Below are 25,015 nucleotides of genomic sequence, written 5' to 3'. Positions count from 1 at the left end.
GCCTACCAGGCAAGGATGACTAGGTTTGAAAAAACGCTTGACTCAAGCGCATTTTCAAACCAGTCAGCTACTGACAACATGATAAAGTAGGCTGAGACATTTTATTTTGTCCCAGCCTCTTTAACTGTATCAAATTTGCAATTTTAAAAGTTGTTTCACGCTTAATCAGCTTCTATTGAACGATTCATCTTCTCATTACGATCTATCATCTTGTCGAAGTAACCTTCATAACGTGTCCATTCATCTTCAGTGATTGGATCCATATTCAGATTGCCACCTAAATCTTTAATAGCGTGTAATAATTGGAACATCACATCTTGGACTTTAATCTCTCGCCCAAACAACGTTTCCAGTGACGCCATACATTCAGGGTGTATATCCGGATATTTAAATTTGGTTACTTCGCCTTTAAGTGCATGTTCATAGAAGACACGCATCATTTCCGCGCGTTCTGAACCTGATCCTTCAACACAAAGGTATATTTGCACTGCAATGCCACCACGTACACGACGTTGTGAAATGCCGGCAAACTTTTTACCATCAATGCTTAAATCAAATTTTCCTGGGCAATATGAGTGCTCAATCTCTCGTGTATCAATTTCTACATCTTCATTTTCAAACATTTTGCAAATCAATAAATACATTACTGTAAATGCTTCATCAATTGTCGTTTCCGTTTGACCTTTGAAAATAAGTGAGATATTTAATACTCCTTGATCTAACACTACACCGAGACCACCCGAATTCCTCACAATTGCGTTATAACCTATTTCATCAGTTAAATATTTAATACCATCTTTAAGAAATGGTAAACGCGAATCATGAATACCGAGAATAACGGTATGTTGGTGAATCCATGTTCTGACCACATTGCATGATAAATCTTTACCTACGCTTTCGGAAAACGTATCGTCAAAAGCAAATGATTGCATTGGCGCTAAACCGGACGAATGATCTACATAGCGCCAATCGATATCATTAAAATATTTACTCGCTAAGTCCATTATTGTAATGTTTGAGCAGCTGTAATGATTGATAATTTATAAACGTCTTCAGTTGAGCAACCGCGTGATAAGTCGTTAACAGGTGAGTTTAAACCTTGTAATACAGGACCAACTGCGTCAAAACCACCTAAACGTTGAGCAATTTTGTATCCAATATTACCTGCTTCTAAACTTGGGAATACAAAGACATTTGCATTACCTTGGATTTTAGCGCCTGGCGCTTTTTTTTCAGCTACTGAAGGTACAATAGCAGCATCAAATTGGAATTCACCATCAATTACAACGTCTGTTAAGCCTTCAGATTCTACTTTTTCTTGAGCTAATTTAACTGCATTTGCTACTTTATCAACATCGTCAGATTTAGCTGAACCTTTAGTTGAGAAGCTTAACATAGCAACACGTGGGTCCATGCCGAAGCTTTTAGCTGATTTCGCACTTTCAACTGCGATTTCTGCTAAATCAGATGATTCTAATGTTGGGTTAATTGCACAGTCACCGAATACATATTGTTGATCATCTTTAATCATAAAGAAGATACCAGAAGTTTTAGATACGCCTGGTTTCGTTTTAATGATTTGTAATGCAGGGCGAACAGTATCTCCAGTTGAATGTGCTGCACCACTTACTAACCCGTCAGCATGACCAGCGTAAACCAACATCGTACCGAAATAGTTAACGTTATTTAATAATTCATCAGCTTGTTCTTCAGTTGCTTTACCTTTACGGCGTTCAACGAATGATTTAACTAATTCTGGTTTTAATTCGCTTGTAGATGGATTAATGATTTCGATGTCTGAAACATCTAATCCTTTATCTTTAGCTAATAAGTTAATTTTGTCATAGTCACCTAAAACTACAGGTGTTACATAGTCAGTTGCTTGTAATTGTGTAGCAGCTGTTAACACACGCTCATCTTCACCCTCAGGTAATACGATTTTGACATTTTTTCCTGAAAGTTTTTCTTGTAATACATCTAATAAACTAGACATAATGCCCTCCTAAATAATTTCATAATAATATTTTGCACTCTAATTATACTGTATTTATAGTGATATTTCCATTTCACTAATTTGTAATCATTTAAGTATGTTTACTAATTCTCTTTATGATAAAATTTAATCTATAATAAATAATAATAATCAATTTTGAAGGAGCGATCCACATGAGTGAAGCAGCTGAAACTTTAGATGGTTGGTACAGTCTTCATTTATTTTATGCTGTAGATTGGGCAACATTTAGACTAGTGCCTGAGGATGAACGTGAAGCTATGATCAATGAATTCAAGACATTCATTAACGATAAAGCTAGTGCTAGAGAACAACAAGCTGGCGACTATGCGCTATATAATATTACAGGTCAAAAAGCTGACATTCTATTATGGTACTTACGTCCAGAAATGAAAGAACTTAATGAAATTGAAAATGAACTCAATAAACTTCGTATTGCTGATTTCTTTATTCAAACATACTCATACGTATCAGTGATTGAATTAGGTAATTACTTAGCAGGTAAGTCTGATGAAGATCCATATCAAAACCCACATGTTAGAGCGAGACTATATCCTGAATTACCTAGAACAGAGTATATTTGTTTCTATCCAATGGATAAACGTCGTAATGAGACTTATAACTGGTATATGTTACCAATGGAAGAACGTAAGAAATTAATGTATAACCATGGTATGATTGGTCGACAATATGCAGGTAAGATCAAACAATTCATCACAGGGTCAGTTGGTTTTGATGACTTTGAATGGGGCGTAACTTTATTCTCTGATGATGTACTACAATTCAAGAAAATTGTATACGAAATGCGTTTTGATGAGACAACTGCTAGATATGGAGAATTTGGTGGTTTCTATATTGGTCACATCTTAAAAACAGATGATTTCGAACACTTTTTTGCTATCTAAACTTGTTATTATATAAATCTATTTTGTGATATTCATAACTTGTTCCCTTCTAAGCTTGCTTGAACATGGCTTTGAAGGGAACTTTTTATTTATAGAAATAAATTGATAATGGAACTCTAATGTATCTCTAACAAAGATGACGTGCCAAACTTTATAAATGCCCACAATATCTTATTTTGATAATAGTTTAATAAACGAATATTTAGGGAATAGCTATTAATCGCCACATTTAAATAGGTTTTAAAACAACGATAACCTGAGGCACTTACTATGCCTCAGGCTATTATAGTGTAGTATATGTTTTGGGAGAACTTAATTACTACTCTGAACATTAACAACTATGAAAATATTGTCGCTACTCAATATTATTCATAAATTGCTAACTAATTATTATTTAACCAAATTGTAATATTTTGAAACATTATAGAATGAGTTTGTATATATTTTTTATTTTAAATGTATTGCAACATTATACTATAACGATTAATGTACACTCTTTTTAATTTTTAACATTTAATTGTTATATTTTCTTCATTTTAAAGCGCGAATTTTCTAGGCATTTGTTATACACAAACATACTTAATGTGTGAGATTCTTTTTATAAGAGTGAATCAGAGCTTAGAAACTTTTAATATAAGCGTGCTTACTTCAATTAGCTACTTTAATTTTGTATCATAAACCTAAAAGACTTTTATATCTTAGACTCATTGACTATAATTATGAGTACATCTTAACGAATGGTGATGAAATGGATAATACACAAATACACGAAAATGCAGATGAAAAATTAATTAAAGACGTTGTCATGATGGCTGGACGCATATTATTGGAGTCCGGTGCTGAAGGTACACGTGTTGAAGATACAATGACACGTATTGCACGTAAATTAGGTTATACTGAGAGTAATAGCTTTGTTACCAATACTGTTATTCAATTTACATTACATAATGAATCTTATCCTCGAATTTTTAGAATTAATTCACGTGACACGAATCTCATTAAAATTTCTCAAACAAATGAAATCTCTCGCTTAATCACAAAAGGTGCAATTACACTAGAAGAAGCTAAATTAAAACTTGAGAATATATATGTTGCTAAACGTGATAGTAGTTTACTATTCAAGGGAATTGCTGCTGCCATTATTGCTATTAGTTTCCTATATTTACAGGATGGTAAACTTGTCGATGTTATCACTGCATTGTTAGCGGGTGGCTTAGGTTATCTTGTAGTTGAAATACTAGATAGACGTTTACATGCGCAATTTATTCCAGAATTTTTAGGGTCACTCGTTATTGGAATTATATCAGTACTTGGTCATTATTTATTACCCACAGGTGATCTTGCAACAATTATTATTGCCTCTGTAATGCCTATTGTTCCTGGAGTACTTATAACAAATGCCATTCAAGATCTATTTGGTGGACACATGCTTATGTTTACAACGAAGTCCTTAGAAGCACTCGTCACTGCTTTTGGTATTGGCGCTGGCGTTGGCTCAGTTTTAATCTTAGTTTAGGAGTGGGAATGAATGTTTTGGATATTAAACTTAATTTTTAGTTATACCGCTTCACTTTTTTTCTGTGTGATCTTCGATGCGCCTAGGAAACTCTATCTCTCTTGCGGATTTGTAGGAGCATGTGGTTGGATGGTTTACATTCTTTTTTATCAAGGTTTAAACACACATACGATCTACTCAAGTTTCTTCGGAAGTTTAGCGTTAGGTTTAATTAGTCACTATATGGCTCGTACAAAGAGAGAACCGGCAATTATCTTCATGGTACCTGGAATTATTCCTCTTGTACCTGGTGGTCTAGCGTTCGATGCTACTAAGAATTTAGTACTATTAGACTTTAGTAAAGCGATTAATACAATGCTTGAAGTAACACTCATTGCTGGCGCCATTGCGCTCGGCTTATTATTTGCAGACCAAATTTCTAAAATTATATTATCTGGTTTTGCAAGAACACGAAAAAGAATATAACATCATTAATACTATTGTTGATATTAGAAAAGCGCGTGGCTCCCTAGAGCCCGCGCTTTTTAAAGTTAAATTATTTATAAGTATCATCTACCATATCTTCAACTTCTTTTTCAGAACGATTTAAAATTAATCGACTTAATTCATCATTATCTATTCGCTTCAATTTAGTATAACGGATAACGAAGAAAATCAGTCCAATTACTAACCATCCACCTAAGGCAATATATGACGGCATTGAGAGCGATGCTGGTGATCCAGGCACTAACAATAACAGAAGGAAAATAAATGATACAATCGAACCAAAAATGGCAAATGTCCTATAAACAGGTCCGTACGTATTACTTTCTTTATTAAAACTGAACAACTTAGCTGCAGATAAACATGTAATAAAATAAGCAATTGATACGCCAGTTGACGACATATCAACAATCCATGTTAATGCAGTACGACCTAACCAAGGTGCAATTAATGTAACAGCTACTAAAAAGATAATCGCTACATATGGTGTCTTATATTTAGAATGCAATTTACTAAAAGCTGTTGGCATAATGCCTGAACGCCCCATTGAGAATAACAATCGACTTGCACTCATTAAAAATCCATTTAAACCTGTAAATATACCCATGATAATCGCTATAGCTAATATACCTAAACCAATATAACCAAATGCTGACTGTGTTTCAGCACCTGTTACCCATAAGTTACCATTTAAACTTGCATTATTAGTACTTAACCAACCTGTGTATAAAATCATTACGACATACGTCAGTGACGCTGCCAACAAACTATACACTATCAATTTAAATGTCTTATTAGGTGAAAAGTTAAATTCTTCTGCAGTTTGAGGAATGTTGTCAAAGCCAACATACGCCCAAGGCGCTACTGCCACAATCATAATTATAGATGTGAACCAACCTGATTTAGGATTAGCTAATGGTTGTAAATTCTCAAATGCAAAATTATTTCCAAAGAACGAACCGAAAAACATAAGCAACACAACAATAACCATAGCTACGCAAAAGTAATATTGCAATGAACCTGATACACTTGCACCACGGATTGCTACTAGCATAAAGACAAGCAATAATACAGTGGCAATAATGATTTCAGTTATGTAAACGTCCCATCCTGCAATCGTGTATAACTTCCCATTATTCAACAAATCTGGAAGTAGGAATTTTACTAATAAACTAAATGCCGTTGCATTAAGTGCAACAACACATACATAACCAAATGTTAAAAACCATGATGAGAAGAAACTAACGTATCTACCAAAACTTAAGTAACTAAATGCAAAGGCGCCACCTGAAACTGGAAATTTTTCTACCAAGGCCCCATAACTTACTGCAATGAGTATCATTAATAATGCACCAATTACGATACCTATAGAAGCAGCAATTGGACCAGATTGCTTAATCCAATCTCCAGGTAAAATAAAAGCACCCCAACCTATACATGAGCCATAAGCAATAGCCCAAACAAACTTTTCAGAGAGGTTCTGTTTCAAATCGCCTCTATCTATATCCTGATTTTGATTATTTTTACTCATAAAATAAACTCACCTCAAGTATGCTATATACCCAAAAGGTGAGTTGTTTAATCTATACTATTGACACAATATAAGTGCTTTACAATTTTAAATAAAACTAATAAATTTGATAAATTATGTTAAAATTTATCCTACAAATTTAAATGTAGAGATAATAAGCATTAACCAACCCGCGATGAATAATAAACCACCAATTGGGGTAATCGCTCCTAAGATACGGATTTGTGTTAAAGCTAATATATATAACGAACCACTAAAAAACACCACACCTAGGAAGAGGAGCCAACCTGCCCAATTCACATTAATAGATGTTGTACCACTAATAACACCAATAATGATTAATCCTAATCCATGGTACATTTGATAATTCACTGCTTTTTCCCATACTGACATATATTTGTCCGATAGTTTACCTTCAAGACCATGTGCACCAAATGCCCCAGTACCAACTGACATCATTGTACATAGCGCACCTAGTATTATAAATAATTTCATCATATACATTCATTCTCCTCATTCAGTTTAAAAATCAAATATTGATTCTCCATTACCAATTTCATCATCCGTTACCATTGTATTAGATGGCAAACTATTATTCTGTGATGATTTCATTGAATCTGGAACTTTTCCACCCATCGCCTCAATTTCTGCAGCAGTCACTTTGGATTTACCTTGTAACGATGATATGTTTGAACTTTGATTTACTTTTGAAAATGACGTAGCCACAGTATTTGTGAAATCCTGACCTTGTGATTTTGATGACGCTGTCTTACTTTCGTTATTAGCATATATTGATGTTAATGTATGAATCGCATACATATGTTTTTCGAATTGTTGCTCGTTAGTGGCTTCATCAGCTTGCACTAACTCATGTTCAATTAGTTGAATCACTTGCGCTCTATTCATTTAACCCTCCCCATTCTCGCACCAATTGATAGGTGATTTACCTTTAGATACTAAATAATCATTAGTTTTAGAATATGGTTTAGAACCAAAGAACCCACGATAAGCCGATAACGGACTTGGATGTGGCGATTTAATAATATAGTGTTTTGATGTATCAATTAATTTAATTTTTTGTTGTGCAGGCTTACCCCATAATATGAATACAACATCATCACGATATTTCGAAATAGCTTGGATCACTTCATCTGTAAATGTTTCCCATCCAATATCCTTGTGCGAGTGTGCTTGTCCTTGTCGAACCGTCAGAACAGTATTTAATAACAAGACACCTTCACGAGCCCAATCTTGTAAATGTGGTGATGTCCGATGACACCCGATATCATCTTCCAATTCCTGATACATATTTCTCAAAGAAGGTGGAAATTTAGCATTAGGTTGCACAGAAAACGCTAAACCATGAGCTTGATTCGGTCCATGATAAGGGTCTTGACCTAATATAACCACTTTCACATCTTCAAAAGGTGTTAAATCAAAGGCTTGATAAATATTGTCTCTATCTGGATAAATGGTTTGTGTTGTATATTCTTTTTCTAAAAAATCGTGCATCTCTTTGAAATCGTGTCGTTCCGTTATATCATGAAATATTTCTGACCATTCCATCGTTTTCACCTCAAGGCATATTTTAACATAATGCTAACCTAATCAGTTATTGATTTTATCCATTAATTCAAGCTAGCACGTAGTCTGATAAACGTGATATTATAAGACATAGATTAGAAATTGTCGGGAGTGAATTTACATGGCTTTAAAAAAAGTATTAACAATTGCAGGTTCAGATACAAGTGCGGGAGCTGGTATGCAAGCTGACCTTAAAACATTCCAAGAATTAGACACATACGGCATGGTCGCTTTAACAGCTGTTGTAACAATGGATAAGGAAACTTGGTCTCATGATGTGACACCACTTCCTATGGATTTATTTGAAAAGCAACTTGAAACAGCGATTTCAATTGGTCCAGATGCTGTTAAAACTGGCATGCTAGGTACTCAAGAAATCATTAAACGTGCTGGAGAAGCATTTGAAGAGTCAGGCGCACAATATTTCGTAGTAGATCCTGTTATGGTATGTAAGGGTGAAGATGAAGTACTTAACCCAGGAAATACTGATGCAATGATTGAATATTTATTACCAAAAGCAACTGTTGTGACACCTAACTTATTTGAAGCAGGCCAACTTTCTGGTTTAGGTAAATTAACTTCAATCGAAAACATGAAGAAAGCAGCAGACATCATCTTTAATCAAGGCGCTCAAAACGTCATTATTAAAGGTGGTAAAGCGTTAGATCAAGATAAATCTTACGACTTATACTATGACGGTAATACGTTCTACCAATTAACAACAGATATGTTCCAACAAAGCTACAACCACGGTGCCGGTTGTACATTCGCAGCCGCTACAACAGCATACTTAGCTAATGGTAAATCACCTAAAGAAGCTGTTATTAGTGCCAAAGCATTTGTTGCTTCAGCAATTAAAAATGGCTGGAAAATGAATGACTTCGTAGGTCCAGTAGATCATGGTGCCTATAATCGTGTTGAACACATCGATGTAGACGTAACAGAAGTTTAATAGTAAACACTTAATTTTTATAAACTCAAACTAACCTCCTCAATAAAGTCTTTATTAAGACCATTCATTGAGGAGCTATTTTATTTAAGTCATTCACATTAATTTAGGCTTATTATAAATTCTAGGTATTAAGTCGTAGAAAGTGATAGGCTATACGTTGTATTCAAAGTTGGTACCTTGGACTCATGTTTTTATTTTAAAATTACTTTACTATATTAAGTGTAGAGAGACAAAGGAGGAATTACACATCATGATTATCTACAAGCAAAATATAGAGAATGGTATCCCAATGTACGAAATCATTACGAAAACCTTCAAGACAATTACGGTAAAATTTGATGAAACGTTTAACAAAAATGAAATCTATAAATTGCTCTCTCTACTAGAAAATGACCTTGATAACATGAAACTAAGTTATAAGTCATTTGTACAACACGAAGTACAGTAAAAGTGTTTTCCAAATTGAGAATTCAAACAGATGAATTATTCCCAAAATTGATTTTAAAGTTCTTATGCCCCCTAATACTATAAGTAACTTTATAAGTCATTAATCATTCCTAAACTCACCTTATTTAAATAGCGTCGATGTTAGACGAGGATTGTCCCCCCTCGTATGCTTAGAGAGTAACTTTAAGCTTTGCTAACATTGACGCTATATTTTTACGTCGCTAATTATTTATAGTACTTCTATTTAAAATTAAATAAAATAAAAAACGCATTGATGCGAACGTGCATCAATGCGTTTAATTGATAATTATTATGCGTTTTTATTTTTTCTTAACTTTAATCCACCATAATGCTTTTTTAGGATTTGATTCATAAAATTCTAAATCCTTTTTATTGTCAACATTAGGATAAGAACCTTTAAGTGATTTGCCTGCTGTACTTACATGCAGTACCGCAATCACAATAAAGCCGATAATACTAATAGCAGTTAAATAATACGCTGGTGCGTAAATGTTACCAGTTGATTCAACTAACCATGAGTTAACTAACGGTGTTGTACCACCAAATAGTGAAACTGAAATATTAAATGTAACTGCTAATGTACGATATCTAATATGTGTAAAGAACATTGTTGGTAATGAACCAGGCATTGTTGCTTCGTAGGTTGATAAGAAGAAACCTAAAATAAACACACCAAGTATAATGAATGGTAATGATTTTGTATTGAGTAAACTAAATGCCACAATACTTAATAGTGTAAGACCACCAGTACCAATCAAGAATACTTTCTTCTCACCAATTTTATCCGCTAATTTACCGAAGAATAATGCTAACGGAATCATTACTGCCATAACACATGTAATTAACACACTTGTAGTTGTTTCATCAATTTTAACAATTTGTCCTAAGTATGTTGGTAAATAAGCAGTAACTGTATAGTTAGTTACATTGAAGAATACAACTGCTACGAAACATACTAAGATATCTTTAAAGTAATAACGAATAATTGTAAAGAATCCTATGTTATCACGTGCCGGTGTTTCTACATCATTTTCATAGATTGGAGATTCTTCAAGTTTACGACGTAAATAAAGTCCAAATAAACCAAGGAATAAACCTAATATAAATGGAATTCTCCAACCCCACGCTTCCATTTGTGCATCACTTAAGAAGAAACTTAATAATGCGATCATAATTGAAGCTGCGATATAACCCGATAAAGTTCCAATTTCAAGACCACTACCTAAACTATTACGCTTCTTATCTGGTGAAATTTCAGCAATATATGTCATTGCTCCAGCATATTCACCACCAGTAGAAAATCATTGTAATATTCTAGCGAGCAGTAAGAGCGCTGGTGCCCATAATCCTATCATATCGTAGTTTGGTAAAACACCTATCGTTAATGTTGATAGAGCCATTAAAATAATAGTCGTCGTCAATACAACTTTACGACCGTACTTATCACCAATGATTCCAAACACTATCCCACCTATTGGTCGTAATAGGAAGGCAATTGCTAATGCTGCAAATGTAAATATTTGTTGAATCTGTGGGTTTTGTACTGGCGAAAAGAAATTCGCTCCAATATATGCCGTAGTGTACGCATAGACACCAAAGTCGAACCATTCCATGGCGTTACCAATACCCGTGGCAAATACAGTTTTCTTCGCTGTTTGCCCATCGACCATGTTAATTCTATCTTTTTTAAAATCCATGACCTGTAACACTCTTTCTATTTATGTTACATAATTATACAGACCTAATGAATGTTGTCAAATTACTAAAAATTTTATAAATTTCAAAAATACGATATTATTCATTTTACAGAATTTAACAACTTTCTTTTGTACGCGTTTACATAATTTTAATAAAAACAAAAAAAGTTATAATTAAAAATTAATAATTTTATCAATTTCTAATTATAACTAGTTTCACCCCATTAACTTTATTCGAAACAATAATCCGTTCGTTTTCAACCACTTCAAAATCTATTAATTCATTGATATCAGTGGTTTGAACATACTTAACTTTATAGCTAGCCCATTGATCATCCATCATAGAAAATACCTTTTCAACAATTAATTGTCCCGGAACGATATACTCATGAATCGGATTTTCGTCACCTACAATTGCTAAATACTGTTCTACTATTTTCCTATTAAAAACCATATATTCCATCCTCTGAAATAAACGTTTGTTCGATAATCATACATATTTTATTATTTTTATTAATTTCCAATTTAAAAATAAAGCGGTTAAATCGCTTTACTTTTTCAGATTTTTTATGCGTTAAATATGCATAATATTGTATGTCACTTTCTAAATTTTCAAACATTTCAACATTAGTACGTACTAATCGTATTGCTTCACCTTTAAAGATTTGAAACATTTTAAATTTAGGCCATAACTTTGCACACATTAGCGGTGGTACTGTGCCATCATATTCCTTCCCTATTACACTACAATAAATTCGGACATCCTCGGAATGAAACTTAAACTCTCTTGTTTCATTGGCGCCACTTTTCAAAGAGTACTGCATTTCCCATACCTCCTCCTATACCCATCGTAGCAATTCCATATTGCCAATTAGGTAAGTTTAATAATCTAGCAACTAATGCCGCGCCACTAGCACTATATGGATGTCCAGTAGCAATCGCACCTCCCCATTGATTTACCTTGTCCAAACCTAAATGCAACTCATTTATAGATGCCAGCACTTGAGAACTAAATGCTTCGTTCAGTTCAATGGCTGATATATCTTCAATATTTAATTTCTGCCTTTTCAATAATTGAGAAATAGCGGGTACTGGACCTATCCCTAATAAGGTTGGATCCACACCTGTTGTAACAGCATCTCTATACAACATTCCCCATTTAATCCCCATTGCCACAGCCATTTCCTTTTCCATAATTAAAGCTATTCCGGCGCCATCATTCTTCATGCAACTATTACCAACTGTAACTGTACCATTTGGTAATATTGGACGTAATCTGTGTAAACGCGCCTCAGTCAGATTTTGCTTTAAACTTTCATCCCTATCAAACAACGCTCCTTTAATTGTAAGAGGAACAATCTCACGATTAATATCACCATTATTAAAATGCGTTGCCACAAACCGATGACTACGTGCTGCAAATAAGTCTTGATCATTACGAGATATATTATAATGTTGCGCGACATTCTCAGCTGCTTCTATCATGCTTGGATCTTGACCTTCAGGTGCAAATGATGCACGCTCAAAAAATTGTGGTAATTGCATTTCATAGACAGATTGAGGACGCTTAATTTTCCATGGTGCACGACTTGTACTCTCTACGCCACCAGCAATGAACACTTTCCCAGCCTCACATTGCACCATTCGACACGCATAAATGATACTTTCTAAACCCGAGCCACATTGACGGTCTAAAGTTATGCCAGAAATTCGATGATTTAACCCGGCTTCTAGTAACGACTTTCTCGCAACATTACCACCATTCCCTACAACATTACCTAATACAACATCATCCACTTGATCCATTACTTCAGGAAATGTTTGTTTCAAGTTTTGAAAAAGTGGTAACAACAGCGCTTCAGGTTCTAAATGTCTTAACGCACCACCATATTTACCAAACGGTGTTCTTTTAGCCCATATTACAACTGCTTCTTTCATACTTTAAACGCTCCCTCTAAATATAATGTTTGAACAGTGTTACGTGCTACTTTGCCACTATTGGTAAATGGCAAATCTTTTACCCTTACAAGCTTTGAAGGAATTTCATATCTTGATAACATTTGTCGTAAATACCGTCTCAATGTCTTATAATCAAGTTCTTGATTTCCTACATAAATTAATACTGCAATTTCTCCAAATCGTCTATGTGGCTCACCAACGACAACCGCTTCTTCAATTCCATCTAATGATTTCACTTGCTGTTCTATTACATTAGGATATATATTTTTACCCCCAATAATAAGTCGGTCACTTTTACGACTTACTAAATAAAGTTGATTATTTTGTATGTATGCATAATCTCCGGTTTCAATCCAGCTATGAGGTTGCACCACTTCAACATCGACATACCCTGAATAAATCATATTACTTTGAACCTTCAATAAACCTATTTTCCGATCATCTTGCGCTTCAAGTTTAATTGAAACATTAGGAAATACTTGACCAACAGAGTTAGTTGGTGATGTCTGATTAAAGTTATACGTAATAAAACTTGCTTCAGATGTTCCAAAAAATTCAATTATATTTGCGTTTTTAAATTGTTGGGACACGGTTTTAAACAATGATTCTGACAGTTTCGCACCACTACAAAATATAGATTTAATGTGTGTGATAGTCGTATCTACATTCAGTAATTGATGCAACATGGTTGGTACAAGAAAAAGTGCGATATTAGAATGTTGTTCATTTAATATGGAAATGAATCGTTTTGCATCAAATTGTCGTTGTCCAATGAAAGTTCTACCTGAATATAATGCGAAAATACATGTATATAACGATAACGAATGTGCGAGTGGACCTGGTGCAACGAGAGCTTTTTCATAGTTATATATAAGTTTTTCATTTTCAACATAAGATGCAATCCATGAATGTTCGTTACGATAATAAGCTTTAGGTAAGCCAGTAGTGCCAGATGTATATCCAATATGTAACAAGTCATCCACTTTTAATTGCTCACTTATATATTTATCAAATGTACCAAATGATGTTGTACGTTTAAACTTTCCGACAGCAGTCGTTATATATTCAATATGATAATTTTCTATAAGTTTATCAATAGTGTCGCGTGACCATTTGTTATCTAAAAAACATGGAACTCCATCCATCATTAAAATAACAAAATAATTTGTGATATTTACTATTGGAGAGTCACTTAATAGTGCCACCCTACTTCCAAGCTTAAATTTTGGTGAATTCAAAGTGCAATCACATATTTTTTGGTATAAACTCTCATAATTTACAATTTCATCATCGATTTGCAGTGCTATGGATTGAGGCTGAACCTTAGCGTAATATTCAAGTCGCTTTATGATTTCTAGCATGATATGACCTCTTCCGTACTTAAATGTTAACTTCACTTTATATTATGTTAACATTATTTTTAATATAACTCACTTGCTATTACATTAAGAATTTTCCATAAAAGCGATATGTCATTTATTAATCTATTAAAAAATCACTCTAACTATTAGTTCTTTTAACTAACAATTAGAGTGTTTTTTCATCAAAGCGGAATATCGTAATAATAATGTTGGTCATAACCTTTTTTAATAGTTTCAATTGAACCGTATTGTTTAAGCATTTGACTACAATGTTTAAACTCATCTTCAGTTAAAAAACGTGGTTGCCAAAATGTTTCTTTATTATTGCTATAAATTGGATAAAGTTTCAAGGATAAGTCATTTTCAGGAGTGATAGTAAGACGTGCAATAAAACTATATGGAGGTACAAAACGTTGATCATATTCTCCATTACTATTGAATATTCCATTGCCGATACTATACACCACAGTAGTTCGATTAATTTTCTCGATACTTTGCATCATATGTGCTCCGTGTCCAATAATTAAATCTGCTCCCGCTTCTTCCAATAACTGTGCATATTCACGTTGTTTTATCTGAACTTTACCAAAATCGACACCCCAGTGAGCAATGACAATCACTTTAGCACCTTCTTCTTTCACTTTAGAAATTTGCTTATACAAAGAAGGATTGATACAAGCCACACCGGGTTTATTTCCTATTGCATAAAAATCATATTCTCTATACATAGGACGTCGATACCAATACGCATTAAATATTGTATATTTTTGACCATTATAGTTAAGTACAAAAGGCTTCTCTGCTTCTTCTTGAGTATTTCCAGCACCTATTGTATATATGTTCTCTGCTTCAAACTGTTTAATTGTTCGATTTAACCCTTCTATGTTGCAGTCCATTAAATGATTATTAGCAAGTGTGGCTAAATGAATATATTCTTTTTTTAAAGCACGAGCTGTTTCTTCCTCAGAAGCATGTAAAACATAAGGTTTACGTTGTTTTAAATAAGCATTATCATCATCAGAAATAGCTGCCTCAAAATTACATATATTAAAATCTCCTGTTTTTAAGAAATCACGAATACCATCAAAACTGTAATGTCGACCTTTAGATGTTAATGCATCATCGATATCTTTTGCTTGGCGTTTTTTAGTGTAATATTCACCAAAATAAGTATCCCCGATAATGTTCATTTCAAATGGTAATTTACGTTTCTTACGAATCGAATCACATTTAGTATGTTTAGGCTTTCCCTGTGTCACTTGCATAATTGAATTATAAATTAATTCATCTCTATGAAACGCATCTTTAGCACCTAACACGACTGTAATATATTCTTCACCATTTATTTTAGACAATACTGTACCGATAGAGTGATCTTGACCGTAGAAGAAACCATGCGTAATCATTCCATAATTAAACAAATTAGATTCAGATTTGTAACATTTATCTTTGAACACATAATTATTCTTGGTTAGCATATCTTTAATAAAAGGATATTTATTAAATAGTAATTTACTTGCTAAATATAAATCATTCAAACTTAATTCCTGTATCTTATTACTTATTCTTCTTCCCGTTATATTCAGTGCACTTCTCGGATTTGCTCCTATTTCTTTAATAGTTTCCTTTATATATTTCAAACTATCACTATTACTTTTTATAACTGTATTTGCTAGCATTAAAATAGCATTCGGCGAGGCAGTAACAATAGCTGAAGTCAATAGTTGATTTAAAGTAATTTCATCTTTTTCATTTAATGGAATTGACCTTGGATTTTTACTTTCTCTAATTGCTTGTTTGTCAGGCTTATATATATCACTAAGTGATAATCTTTTTGAGAAAATTAAATCAAGAATATGATGAATAATTAAAATACCACCTAATCCTTGGTTTTGAATTACATCTTGATTCCCGATATAAGAAACTTTCTCATTTGTTTTTACACTAAAAGTTGCTACTCCGTAACCTTTACTAGAACCTTTATGTGTATTAACTTTATGGGTAGTATTTGAATTAGCATTTAAAATGAGATGTTTTTTTACATTTTTAAAATTACTATTTCTTACGGATCCTTTAATTAATATTAAATCATCATCTTCTATAATATTAGCAACTTCGTATGCTAGTAGCTCTGCCCTTTCATAATATCCACCTATCATATGTTTAGGTAATTTTTTTCATAGTATACTTCATTTCTTTACCATGCCCATAAACTAAATCAATATTTGAATTAATTAGTTCTTCCGCAATAAGCTCATGCTGGCGTTCTGCTTCTTTTTCATTCTTATCTAATCCAATTATTCTACCTAAAATCGCAATAGTTTTACCTTTATAAAAACGAGATTTAGTTTTTAAAACTTTAATACCTTCAAGCATTGATATTCCCATTGCATTCCATGAATCATTAATTAACGTATATGTAACACCATTATTTTTTTTGTAATGCTCAAAATTTTGTACACCATTATTAGGTTGGTAGTTTTCTAAGTTATACATAATACTTTCAAGTGGTATATCTAATAATTTTATTATCGTCAAAACACCAATAATATTCTCAATCATTGCTTTACCAGATAGAAACGTGTTAAATGATACTGGTTCACCTAATATAGAAGCTTCAACATGAGTATAGTCTTTATACTCCTCAAACCTTTCAATAATCGAGTCTGACTCATTATTAAAACCATAAGTCACTATATTCTTATTATATTTTTCTATCGTACTTTTAACAGTAAAATATTCATTCATATCTCTATTTAATATTACTTTCCCATTATGATGCATACCTTCAGCGATTTTAGATTTTAAAATAGCTGTTTCATATGGTGTTTTATTTTGTCCACCATCTATTGAAGTTATTAATGCTAAATCTGGAATATATGTTTTTGCTATTCCTCCACTTTTCATCCATAAACTCGATATTGCCATTTCAAGAACTAAATAATCAGGGTTGTTAATCGCATTAGCAACCGTAAGAGGCACTCCAGTTCTTGTATTATGATTCCCTCTAGTAGAATTAACTGTATGATTCACTTCTAACAATTCATTTAGTAAAGTTTTACATGTAGATTTACCAGCGGTACCAGTAATTCCTATCATTTTTCCTTTAAATAAGGAAAATGAAAATTCCCCTAGTTTTTTTATTGCACTATAGGTATCTTTCATAATAAATTGTGGAATATCTTCATCCAAATATTCAATCGGTCTACTGGCTATTACGCCACTCATAAAATATTTGTATTCTTCTAAATTTTTATGTGTATCTTCCCATCCAGCATAAATGCCAGTATTTCCTGATCCTTTATGCCATGTTTCTGAATCTATAGCTATAAATAAAGTTTTATAACCTTTTTGACAATATTTCATCATTTGTTGTTTATTAATATCTATATTATCAACGTACCACTCTTCTTTTGGTTCTCGATACCAGTAACCATCTAGTAATTGTTCAATTCGTTCTTTATCATAAATCATAAGTTCTCTCCTCTCTAAATTTTATAATTTATTTATATAGAAATATTAAAATAGTATTGATTATCATGTCCATAGATATATTAGGTAACATTCCGTATTTTTTTCGGTAAAGTATAACAATGATTAAATCTTTTTTGTCAACAAATCTTGGTTGGTATAGTGTTGCATAATTATTCGTATAAATCGGATAAAGTTTCAATTCAATTGTATGATTAAGATTCACATTAACTTGCGTTTTTAAACTATACGGAGGTTGTATAGTTTCTCTTATATCATCATCACTATTAAAGATACTCACACCTATATCATAAAGCACTGTTGTTTTTGGTTTATTTATTCAATACCTTTCATATTATGACTACCATGTCTAATGATAATATCTGCGCCTGCTTTACCTAATCTTTGAGCAAAAATACGTTGTCTTATATCGTTTTCATTAGTCTGGGTTTTTACTCTTCAATGAACAATAACGATGATTTTGGTTGTTTCATCTTCTCTTTTTGCTATGCTCATCCGCTCATAGATAAATGGATTTAAACATGCAATACTACTCTCATTTATTATAGCATAACGACTAAAAAACAATAATTATCAGACTGATAAAAGTGCGCATTAAAAATCATATACCTTTGATTATTAACATAAATAACGAATGGGTTTTCAGCATCAATTTGTTTATTTTTTGAACTAATATTATAGATATCATATACTTCTAATAACTCTAACGTACAATCTAATGCTTCTTTACTATCCATTATATGTGGACTTGCTAATGAAACTAAATCAATATCCTCTTGTTTTAATATTTCAGGCGTATTTTTTCATTAGAATATCTTACATCTTTTAAACGCTGCTCTAAGCATGTGTTTTCAATATTAAATATTGATGATTCTAACATACATAAATTGAAGTCCGCTTCTTCTAGTAATGGTCTAATCTCCTTAAAACTATGCGATGGAGTCCTATGTATTAAAAAGTTATTTAAACTTTCATCATTTGTACGATTCACATATGAATCACTAAAATAATTATCGTCTAATAAATTTATTTTATAAGTCGATTTTCTTATTTTTCTAATATTTTCTAATTTTGTTTTTTGAATATCAGAATTCATTATTTTAGATAATGTTTGATATATCATAGCATCTCTATGGAATGCACTTCTAACTCCTAAAGCAACAGTAATATAGGCTTCTACTTTAATTTTTGAACGAACAATACGAATAGAATCATTGACACCATAGAATAATCCATACGTAATTAATCAATAATCATATAAATTACTTTTTGTTCTATATGTGCTATTTTTAAATATATAACTAGAAAGAGATATTATATCTCTTACAGCTGGATAATTCGTAAACAACAAGTTACCTATCATAAACAAGTTATCTAAAGTTAATTTCTGAAGTCTACCTTCTACTGGTTCACCAGTAATATTTTCTGCAATAGAACTGTTTATACCTAAATCATTTACAATGCTTTTAACCATTTTCAAACTATTTTCACTAGGCCCTAATACACTATCTGTCAACATAATTAATGCATTAGAAGCGTCATTAATGATTGCTGCTGATAAAAGGTGTTCCAAAATAACTTCATCATTTTTTTAAGCGGAATAGCATTTTTTAGTTGGCTTGCAGTAATCGCTTCATTATCTGGTGTGAAGGTTTGACTTCGGTGTGATTTTTCAGCAAATAATAAGTTTAAAACACGATGTATAATTAATAAATTATCTGCACCTTGATTTTGAGTCACATATTGATTACCATATTGAGCAACCTTTCTTCCTACTCTCATATTAAAAGTCGTTGCACCATATCCCTCACTAGGAGGCATAACATCTTTAATATTTAAAGATTCAATAGGCTATGCCACATATTTAATAATTAAATTTTGTAATAATGACCATTCTTTTGAAGACTCATTACCTTTAATTAAAATATTATCCTCATTTTTTAAAATAGCTGCTGTTACTTGTGTCAATTGATTAACAGATGTATATACTTCTAATACTTTTATTTCAGACAAATGTTTTAAGCAGGATGACATTTCCTCCCCAAATCCAATGACTAAATCAATATCAGCTTGAAGTATTTTTCCTGCTAATACTTGATATTGACTCTCTTCATTTTCCATAGTTAGTCCGGAAACACCCCCAATAATGACAATAGTTCTCCCATTTAAAATAATACGTTGTTTATGTAACATGCTTAATAAATCAACCATTCCCTCTATAGTTGGTAGAGCATCGCTGTCTACAATATTATAAATATCTTCATTAAATGTGTTGTACTGAGTAGCTTGTTGATGATCTTCTAATAGTATAAAATTTTTCAAATGATTTACTACCATATAAAGAGGTATATGATATTTTTAGAGTGGCAAGCCCACTAAGTATGTACCGTAAATTATCTAGACCGTTAGTTTAGTTTGAAATTCTAAATTTTGTCCTATAATCTTTGCTTTAATTTGTGAATGTTCTCCTAACTGTCTATTTCTCATGATAAAAACATCTGAATTAGGAATAATTCCATAAGTAATTTTATTTAATTTTAATCTTTCTATTTTAGAATAAATTTTTCCAACACCGTTACTATCACCATCTAAAACAACAATGCTATCAACAAACATATTTTCAAGGAGTCAAGTATATAATTCTACATTATTATCTATTGTTTTATTTTTTGTTTCTTCTATAGAAGAAATAATAGCAATATCTGGAATATACTTATCAAATTGCTGTGCTGTTTATTTGATATTAATGCACGATTGCTTGCATTAGAAATAATATACTCTGTGTGTTCAGATGCGCTTGCTAAAGCTATTAACATGTTAAGACTTACAAGCTCTTTTTTCTTAATTACTATTTGATTCTTATTTTTTAATAGTAGTTCTTCAAATAATGCATTAATCATATAAATGCCCTTATTATTCATACCAACAGTAGCGATTAAAGTAGCATTAGACGTATCATATGAAGTAAGTGCTAATTTATTTAGTGCATCATAAGTATCTTGTACCACAAATTGAAGAATGTCTTCGTTAAGCTAAGGAATTGGAGTTTTTACGATAATACCTGAAATATATGGCAAAACATGTAAAATGGTATTATGCGTATCACTCCAATCTTCTGTATTTTTGATATGCGTATTCCAAGTATCATTATCTATTGCAATAAATAATAATTGTCGTTGATGACAATGATTTTCACGTGCTTGATCATAACTTGCTACAACATTATTAACTTGCCAGTTTTCTGAAGGTTGATTAACCCAATGACCTTCTGATATATCCTCAATACGCTTTTTATTAAAAACTATCATAAAACTCCTACCATATAAAATTAAAATGTGTCATTAATATTTAATGTAATTGGTATGTTTTAACATAATATGTATTATGCATCTTAATCATTAATTTATTACATTTTTCACAAGTTCATAATTCACTATTTATTATATATCTTTTTTTATTGTATATATATTTATGGTTAATTTTATTAAAATGAAACACAAAAATAGGAATTTCTAAATTAGAAATCCCTACTCTCTTAATCATATTAATTTATTCTAAATTTGCATGATTATTTTGCATTTCTTCTTCACTTATATCAAATGTTTCCATTAAGCCCAGAACCACGCTATCTAAGAACAATAATGATGATTGTTCAAATAAGCTTCCTAATGGTTGTTCAGACCCTTCAACATTGTGTTTTGTGCCAGCTGGTAACTCAATTACTGTTTCAGCTAACTCACCAATTGGAGAATCAGGGCTGGTTGTTAATAATACAACTTTAGCACCTAATGATTGTGCTTTTTCAGCTAATAAGCGTAAATGTTCAGTTGAACCCGAACCAGATAAAATAACAAATAAATCGTGTTCTTTAATAGAAGGTGTAGTTGATTCACCTACTACAAATGCTTCTTTACCAAGTTGATTAAGTCGCATAGCAAAACTATTTGCCATAAATCCTGAACGACCCTTACCTGCAGTGAAGATTCTTTGTGCACCATTTACATCATTTGCAAAGCGGTCATATTGTTCATCTTGAATATGAGATAACGTATGATCTAATTCTTCAAGAATTAATTTGTAATTAGTAAATTGAGACATAATTACTTACCTTCAATCGCGTCACGACATTGTTTAGCAGCTTCGACTGGATCATCAGCATTAGCAATACCGCCACCAACGATAACTAAGTCAGGTTGTTCTGCAACAATATCTTTAATTGTATCTGGTTTAATACCACCAGCTACAGCAACTTTAGAATTCTTAATGACAGATTTAACAGTACGTAAACTGTCTAATGGAGATTGACCTTCTGCTTGTAAGTCATATCCAGTGTGTACTGCAATATAGTCAGCACCCATTTCATCTAATTCTTTTGCACGTTTTTCTAAATCTTGTACCGCAATCATATCAACTAATAATTGTTTATCATGTTTATGTGCTTCTTCAACTGCCGCTTTAATTGAAGCGTCTTCAGCCACACCTAAGATTGTTACAACATCTGCACCAAATTTAATTGCTTGGCTTACTTCATAGTCTGCTGCGTCCATAATTTTAAGGTCAGCTAATACTTTAGCGTTGTTAATATTTTCATCTAAATGTTGAACTGCTGGTAAACCTTCGTTGATTACGATTGGCGTACCAATTTCTACGATATCTACATATTCCTCAACTTTTTTAGCTAATTCTGCTGCTTCCTCTTTGTTTAATAAATCGATTGCTAATTGTAATTCCAATGCAAACATCCTTTCATTACTAAAGTGATATATCTTCAGTTCTTATATTATCTTTCACATTCATTAGTCTACCCGTCTTATAAATTTTTAAACAATACTCCTAAACCTAACAATTTACTCACTAATCTCATATAATACTTACAGTAAATCAACTCTTTAAAGGTATAATTACCACTTTTTCTTAATAAATTGAGCAGAGATGTACAATTAGTCTCTTCTTTTTAGTAAAATAAATAGATAAACATATTGTATGGTTGCAAGGAGTGAAAGTGTTGGAACTCATTAACGCTGAAGAAGTACAACAATTATTAACATCATTCGAAAATAAACCTGTATACCTACACGTTGAAACGACTAATGGTGCATATGCAAATCATTTCGATCAACGTGTGTTTAATGCAGGTACGTTTTTACGAAATATACAAGTCACATATGAACATGCGCAACTAAAGGGCGGAGACAAAGATCCATTTCGTGTTGGGTTGAAACTTCGTGACGGAGGTTGGGTCTATGTTCAAGGACTAACGCATTACGAAATCAATAACAACAACGAATTTTTAATCGCAGGATTTAACTATGAAGGACAATTGGCTGCCACAATCGAGATTAGTGAAAAGCCATTTACAGTATAGAGGAGGTTTATTCATGAAAGATGAAAGACACGTGTTAATGATATTCCCACACCCAGATGATGAAACCTTCTCATCAGCTGGAACGATTGCAAGTTATATTGATAACGGCATTCCTGTCACTTATGCATGCCTAACATTAGGACAAATGGGACGTAATTTAGGTAATCCTCCTTTTGCAACTCGAGAATCACTACCTGATATACGTGAACGTGAATTAGAAAAAGCGATGAAGATTATTGGCATCACCGATTTACGTAAAATGGGATTACGTGATAAAACTGTTGAATTTGAGCCTCATGAACAAATGGATGACATGGTTAAAAAGTTGATTGAAGAAACAAATCCATCAATGATTATTTCTTTCTATCCTAAATTTGCTGTTCATCCCGACCATGAAGCAACAGCCGAAGCCGTAGTAAGAACCGTAGGACGTATGCCTGAAGAAGCACGACCACGTTTACAACTTGTAGCGTTTAGTAATGATGCACCAGAAATACTAGGCGAACCAGATATATTAAACGACATTCGTGCATATCGAGATCTTAAATTGAAAGCTTTCGAAGCACATGCATCTCAAACTGGTCCATTTTTAAAACAATTAGCGAGTCCAGAAGTCGGTGGCGAAACACAAAGTTTCTTAGACGTTGAACCATATTGGACATATTATTTTGAATCTTAAGGGGAGGTAAACAATGACTGAATTTGATTTATCCACACGTGAGGGTCGTTGGAAACACTTTGGCTCAGTTGACCCAATCGAAGGTACAAAACCAACAACTAAAAATGAAATGACTGACTTACAAAGTACACATAAAAATTTCTTATTTGAAATCGAAGAAGTCGGCATTAAAAATTTAATTTACCCCGTTAATATTGATCGTTTCCAAACGGCGGGACAATTTAGCTTTTCAACGAGCTTAAATAAAGATGAAAAAGGCATTAACATGAGTCGTATTCTAGAAAGCGTAGAAAAACATTACAGCAATGGTTTAGAGTTGAATTTCGATACACTATATCAAGTATTACGCACATTACAAACAAACATGAAACAGAACTCAGCAGGTGTTGATGTTTCGGGTAAATGGTTCTTTGATCGTTTTAGTCCAGTAACGAACATTAAAGCAGTAGGCAATGCCGATGTCACTTACGGATTAGCCATTGAACAAGACCAAATTACACGTAAAGAAATTACAATTGAAGCAACTGTAACAACACTATGCCCATGTTCTAAAGAAATCAGTGAATATTCAGCCCACAACCAACGTGGTGTAGTTACAGTTAAAGTTTATTTAGATAAAAACAACCAGGTTGTTGATGATTATAAAGATAAAATTCTAGATGCTATGGAAGCAAATGCAAGTTCAATCTTATACCCAATTTTGAAACGTCCAGATGAAAAACGTGTTACAGAACGCGCTTATGAAAATCCACGATTCGTCGAAGATTTAATTCGTCTTATCGCTGCTGACTTGGTAGAATTTGATTGGATAGATGGTTTTGACATTGAATGTCGTAACGAAGAATCTATTCACCAACATGATGCATTTGCGAAATTAAAATATAGAAAATAATCGTTGCGTATAAATAATAAGGCAGTTGTCACACGTTTCAAATGTGATAACTGCCTTTGACTATCAAATGCTATACCAAAATCTATATAATTTCTTCTTGTATTGATCAGTGTTTTTTTT

Annotated in this window: 28 protein-coding genes and 1 pseudogene; 8 read left to right on the top strand and 21 right to left on the bottom strand. The window is 32.5% G+C overall.

The window, feature by feature from the left end; all coding sequences use genetic code 11:
* Positions 1–161: 161 nt before the first annotated feature.
* Together HMPREF2737_RS03870 and pta are read right to left on the bottom strand one after the other, a co-directional pair.
* Complete coding sequence (locus HMPREF2737_RS03870) at positions 162–1,004, bottom strand: lipoate--protein ligase family protein (protein ID WP_037552440.1); 843 nt, start codon at positions 1,002–1,004, stop codon at positions 162–164.
* Positions 1,004–1,993: a phosphate acetyltransferase gene (gene pta / locus HMPREF2737_RS03865; RefSeq protein WP_011276659.1), complete on the bottom strand. Its 990-nt coding sequence runs from the start codon at positions 1,991–1,993 to the stop codon at positions 1,004–1,006. The genes HMPREF2737_RS03870 and pta overlap by 1 nt, the downstream gene beginning before the upstream one ends.
* Positions 1,994–2,166: 173 nt before the next feature.
* Here pta and hemQ point away from each other — a divergent pair, with 173 nt between their 5' ends.
* The 3 genes from hemQ (at position 2,167) to HMPREF2737_RS03850 (ending at position 4,897) form a co-directional block, all read left to right on the top strand.
* A complete protein-coding gene (gene hemQ, locus HMPREF2737_RS03860; protein ID WP_011276660.1) occupies positions 2,167–2,916 on the top strand; it encodes a hydrogen peroxide-dependent heme synthase in 750 nt (249 codons plus the stop codon).
* A gap of 748 nt (positions 2,917–3,664) precedes the next feature.
* A complete protein-coding gene (locus HMPREF2737_RS03855; protein ID WP_037552438.1) occupies positions 3,665–4,432 on the top strand; it encodes a threonine/serine exporter family protein in 768 nt (255 codons plus the stop codon).
* Between the two features lie 12 nt (positions 4,433–4,444).
* A complete protein-coding gene (locus HMPREF2737_RS03850; RefSeq protein WP_011276662.1) occupies positions 4,445–4,897 on the top strand; it encodes a threonine/serine exporter family protein in 453 nt (150 codons plus the stop codon).
* A gap of 70 nt (positions 4,898–4,967) precedes the next feature.
* Here the strand turns inward: HMPREF2737_RS03850 and HMPREF2737_RS03845 are convergent, their stop codons facing one another.
* From HMPREF2737_RS03845 to HMPREF2737_RS03830, 4 genes are all read right to left on the bottom strand, one after another.
* Positions 4,968–6,446, bottom strand: a complete 1,479-nt coding sequence (locus HMPREF2737_RS03845) for an APC family permease (RefSeq protein WP_037552436.1) — start codon at positions 6,444–6,446, stop codon at positions 4,968–4,970.
* A gap of 126 nt (positions 6,447–6,572) precedes the next feature.
* Positions 6,573–6,941: a DUF423 domain-containing protein gene (locus HMPREF2737_RS03840; RefSeq protein ID WP_160380486.1), complete on the bottom strand. Its 369-nt coding sequence runs from the start codon at positions 6,939–6,941 to the stop codon at positions 6,573–6,575.
* A 27-nt stretch (positions 6,942–6,968) separates the two neighbouring features.
* A complete protein-coding gene (locus HMPREF2737_RS03835; RefSeq protein WP_011276665.1) occupies positions 6,969–7,352 on the bottom strand; it encodes a DUF5327 family protein in 384 nt (127 codons plus the stop codon).
* A complete protein-coding gene (locus HMPREF2737_RS03830) occupies positions 7,353–8,012 on the bottom strand; it encodes a uracil-DNA glycosylase (RefSeq protein ID WP_037552433.1) in 660 nt (219 codons plus the stop codon).
* 139 nt (positions 8,013–8,151) lie between these two features.
* Between HMPREF2737_RS03830 and thiD the strand changes: the two genes are divergently transcribed.
* Together thiD and vraX are read left to right on the top strand one after the other, a co-directional pair.
* Positions 8,152–8,982, top strand: a complete 831-nt coding sequence (thiD, locus tag HMPREF2737_RS03825; protein ID WP_037552432.1) for a bifunctional hydroxymethylpyrimidine kinase/phosphomethylpyrimidine kinase — start codon at positions 8,152–8,154, stop codon at positions 8,980–8,982.
* A 250-nt stretch (positions 8,983–9,232) separates the two neighbouring features.
* The gene (vraX, locus tag HMPREF2737_RS03820; RefSeq protein ID WP_037552430.1) at positions 9,233–9,430 is read left to right on the top strand and encodes a C1q-binding complement inhibitor VraX; all 198 of its coding nucleotides are present in this window, start codon (positions 9,233–9,235) and stop codon (positions 9,428–9,430) included.
* A 319-nt stretch (positions 9,431–9,749) separates the two neighbouring features.
* Here the strand turns inward: vraX and HMPREF2737_RS03815 are convergent.
* The 15 genes and pseudogenes from HMPREF2737_RS03815 to hxlA all read right to left on the bottom strand — a co-directional run bounded on the left by HMPREF2737_RS03815 (position 9,750) and on the right by hxlA (position 22,692).
* Positions 9,750–11,147: pseudogene (locus HMPREF2737_RS03815) on the bottom strand (MFS transporter).
* Between the two features lie 193 nt (positions 11,148–11,340).
* Complete coding sequence (locus HMPREF2737_RS03810; protein ID WP_037552429.1) at positions 11,341–11,601, bottom strand: hypothetical protein; 261 nt, start codon at positions 11,599–11,601, stop codon at positions 11,341–11,343.
* Positions 11,591–11,971: a hypothetical protein gene (locus tag HMPREF2737_RS03805; RefSeq protein WP_037552428.1), complete on the bottom strand. Its 381-nt coding sequence runs from the start codon at positions 11,969–11,971 to the stop codon at positions 11,591–11,593. The genes HMPREF2737_RS03810 and HMPREF2737_RS03805 overlap by 11 nt, the downstream gene beginning before the upstream one ends.
* Complete coding sequence (locus tag HMPREF2737_RS03800) at positions 11,940–13,085, bottom strand: acetyl-CoA C-acyltransferase (protein ID WP_037552426.1); 1,146 nt, start codon at positions 13,083–13,085, stop codon at positions 11,940–11,942. Before HMPREF2737_RS03800 ends, HMPREF2737_RS03805 begins: the two co-directional genes overlap by 32 nt.
* A complete protein-coding gene (locus HMPREF2737_RS03795) occupies positions 13,082–14,467 on the bottom strand; it encodes a long-chain fatty acid--CoA ligase (RefSeq protein WP_037552424.1) in 1,386 nt (461 codons plus the stop codon). The genes HMPREF2737_RS03800 and HMPREF2737_RS03795 overlap by 4 nt, the downstream gene beginning before the upstream one ends.
* A gap of 182 nt (positions 14,468–14,649) precedes the next feature.
* Positions 14,650–16,626, bottom strand: coding sequence for a CapA family protein (locus HMPREF2737_RS11780; RefSeq protein ID WP_229664828.1), 1,977 nt, complete (start codon positions 16,624–16,626; stop codon positions 14,650–14,652).
* A 4-nt stretch (positions 16,627–16,630) separates the two neighbouring features.
* Positions 16,631–17,941 carry a Mur ligase family protein gene (locus HMPREF2737_RS11775; protein WP_037552422.1) on the bottom strand — a complete coding sequence of 437 codons (1,311 nt, stop codon included), beginning with the start codon at positions 17,939–17,941 and terminating at the stop codon, positions 16,631–16,633.
* 560 nt (positions 17,942–18,501) lie between these two features.
* Entirely contained in the window at positions 18,502–18,747 is a 246-nt protein-coding gene (locus HMPREF2737_RS03780) for a CapA family protein (protein WP_117287710.1), read from the bottom strand.
* 458 nt (positions 18,748–19,205) lie between these two features.
* Positions 19,206–19,532 carry a hypothetical protein gene (locus tag HMPREF2737_RS03770; RefSeq protein WP_037552413.1) on the bottom strand — a complete coding sequence of 109 codons (327 nt, stop codon included), beginning with the start codon at positions 19,530–19,532 and terminating at the stop codon, positions 19,206–19,208.
* Positions 19,481–19,780 carry a hypothetical protein gene (locus tag HMPREF2737_RS11770; RefSeq protein WP_224743142.1) on the bottom strand — a complete coding sequence of 100 codons (300 nt, stop codon included), beginning with the start codon at positions 19,778–19,780 and terminating at the stop codon, positions 19,481–19,483. Before HMPREF2737_RS11770 ends, HMPREF2737_RS03770 begins: the two co-directional genes overlap by 52 nt.
* A 30-nt stretch (positions 19,781–19,810) precedes the next feature.
* A complete protein-coding gene (locus HMPREF2737_RS11765) occupies positions 19,811–20,281 on the bottom strand; it encodes a hypothetical protein (protein ID WP_224743143.1) in 471 nt (156 codons plus the stop codon).
* Positions 20,282–20,637: 356 nt separating this feature from the next.
* Positions 20,638–20,967, bottom strand: a complete 330-nt coding sequence (locus HMPREF2737_RS03750) for a hypothetical protein (protein ID WP_037552410.1) — start codon at positions 20,965–20,967, stop codon at positions 20,638–20,640.
* Positions 20,968–20,991: 24 nt separating this feature from the next.
* A complete protein-coding gene (locus HMPREF2737_RS03745) occupies positions 20,992–21,267 on the bottom strand; it encodes a hypothetical protein (protein ID WP_037552407.1) in 276 nt (91 codons plus the stop codon).
* 241 nt (positions 21,268–21,508) lie between these two features.
* Positions 21,509–22,057, bottom strand: a complete 549-nt coding sequence (gene hxlB, locus HMPREF2737_RS03740) for a 6-phospho-3-hexuloisomerase (RefSeq protein WP_037552406.1) — start codon at positions 22,055–22,057, stop codon at positions 21,509–21,511.
* Positions 22,058–22,059: 2 nt separating this feature from the next.
* Complete coding sequence (gene hxlA, locus HMPREF2737_RS03735) at positions 22,060–22,692, bottom strand: 3-hexulose-6-phosphate synthase (RefSeq protein WP_037552403.1); 633 nt, start codon at positions 22,690–22,692, stop codon at positions 22,060–22,062.
* A gap of 269 nt (positions 22,693–22,961) precedes the next feature.
* On the opposite strand from hxlA, the gene HMPREF2737_RS03730 reads away from it, so the two are divergent.
* Genes HMPREF2737_RS03730 through folE2 form a run of 3 tightly spaced genes read left to right on the top strand, consistent with a single transcriptional unit; the run spans position 22,962 to position 24,895 of the window.
* Positions 22,962–23,324 (top strand): YojF family protein, encoded by a 363-nt coding sequence (locus HMPREF2737_RS03730; protein ID WP_172592547.1) that lies wholly within the window; start codon positions 22,962–22,964, stop codon positions 23,322–23,324.
* 13 nt (positions 23,325–23,337) lie between these two features.
* Positions 23,338–24,003: a bacillithiol biosynthesis deacetylase BshB2 gene (gene bshB2, locus HMPREF2737_RS03725; RefSeq protein WP_037552399.1), complete on the top strand. Its 666-nt coding sequence runs from the start codon at positions 23,338–23,340 to the stop codon at positions 24,001–24,003.
* Positions 24,004–24,016: 13 nt separating this feature from the next.
* Positions 24,017–24,895, top strand: a complete 879-nt coding sequence (gene folE2, locus HMPREF2737_RS03720; protein WP_037552397.1) for a GTP cyclohydrolase FolE2 — start codon at positions 24,017–24,019, stop codon at positions 24,893–24,895.
* Positions 24,896–25,015: the final 120 nt, after the last annotated feature.

Source organism: Staphylococcus sp. HMSC069D12, from assembly GCF_001810405.1.
Taxonomy (GTDB): Bacteria; Bacillota; Bacilli; order Staphylococcales; family Staphylococcaceae; genus Staphylococcus; species Staphylococcus haemolyticus.
Note: the sequence above shows the minus strand (reverse complement) of the source record. Positions and strands in the feature narration are given on the sequence as shown.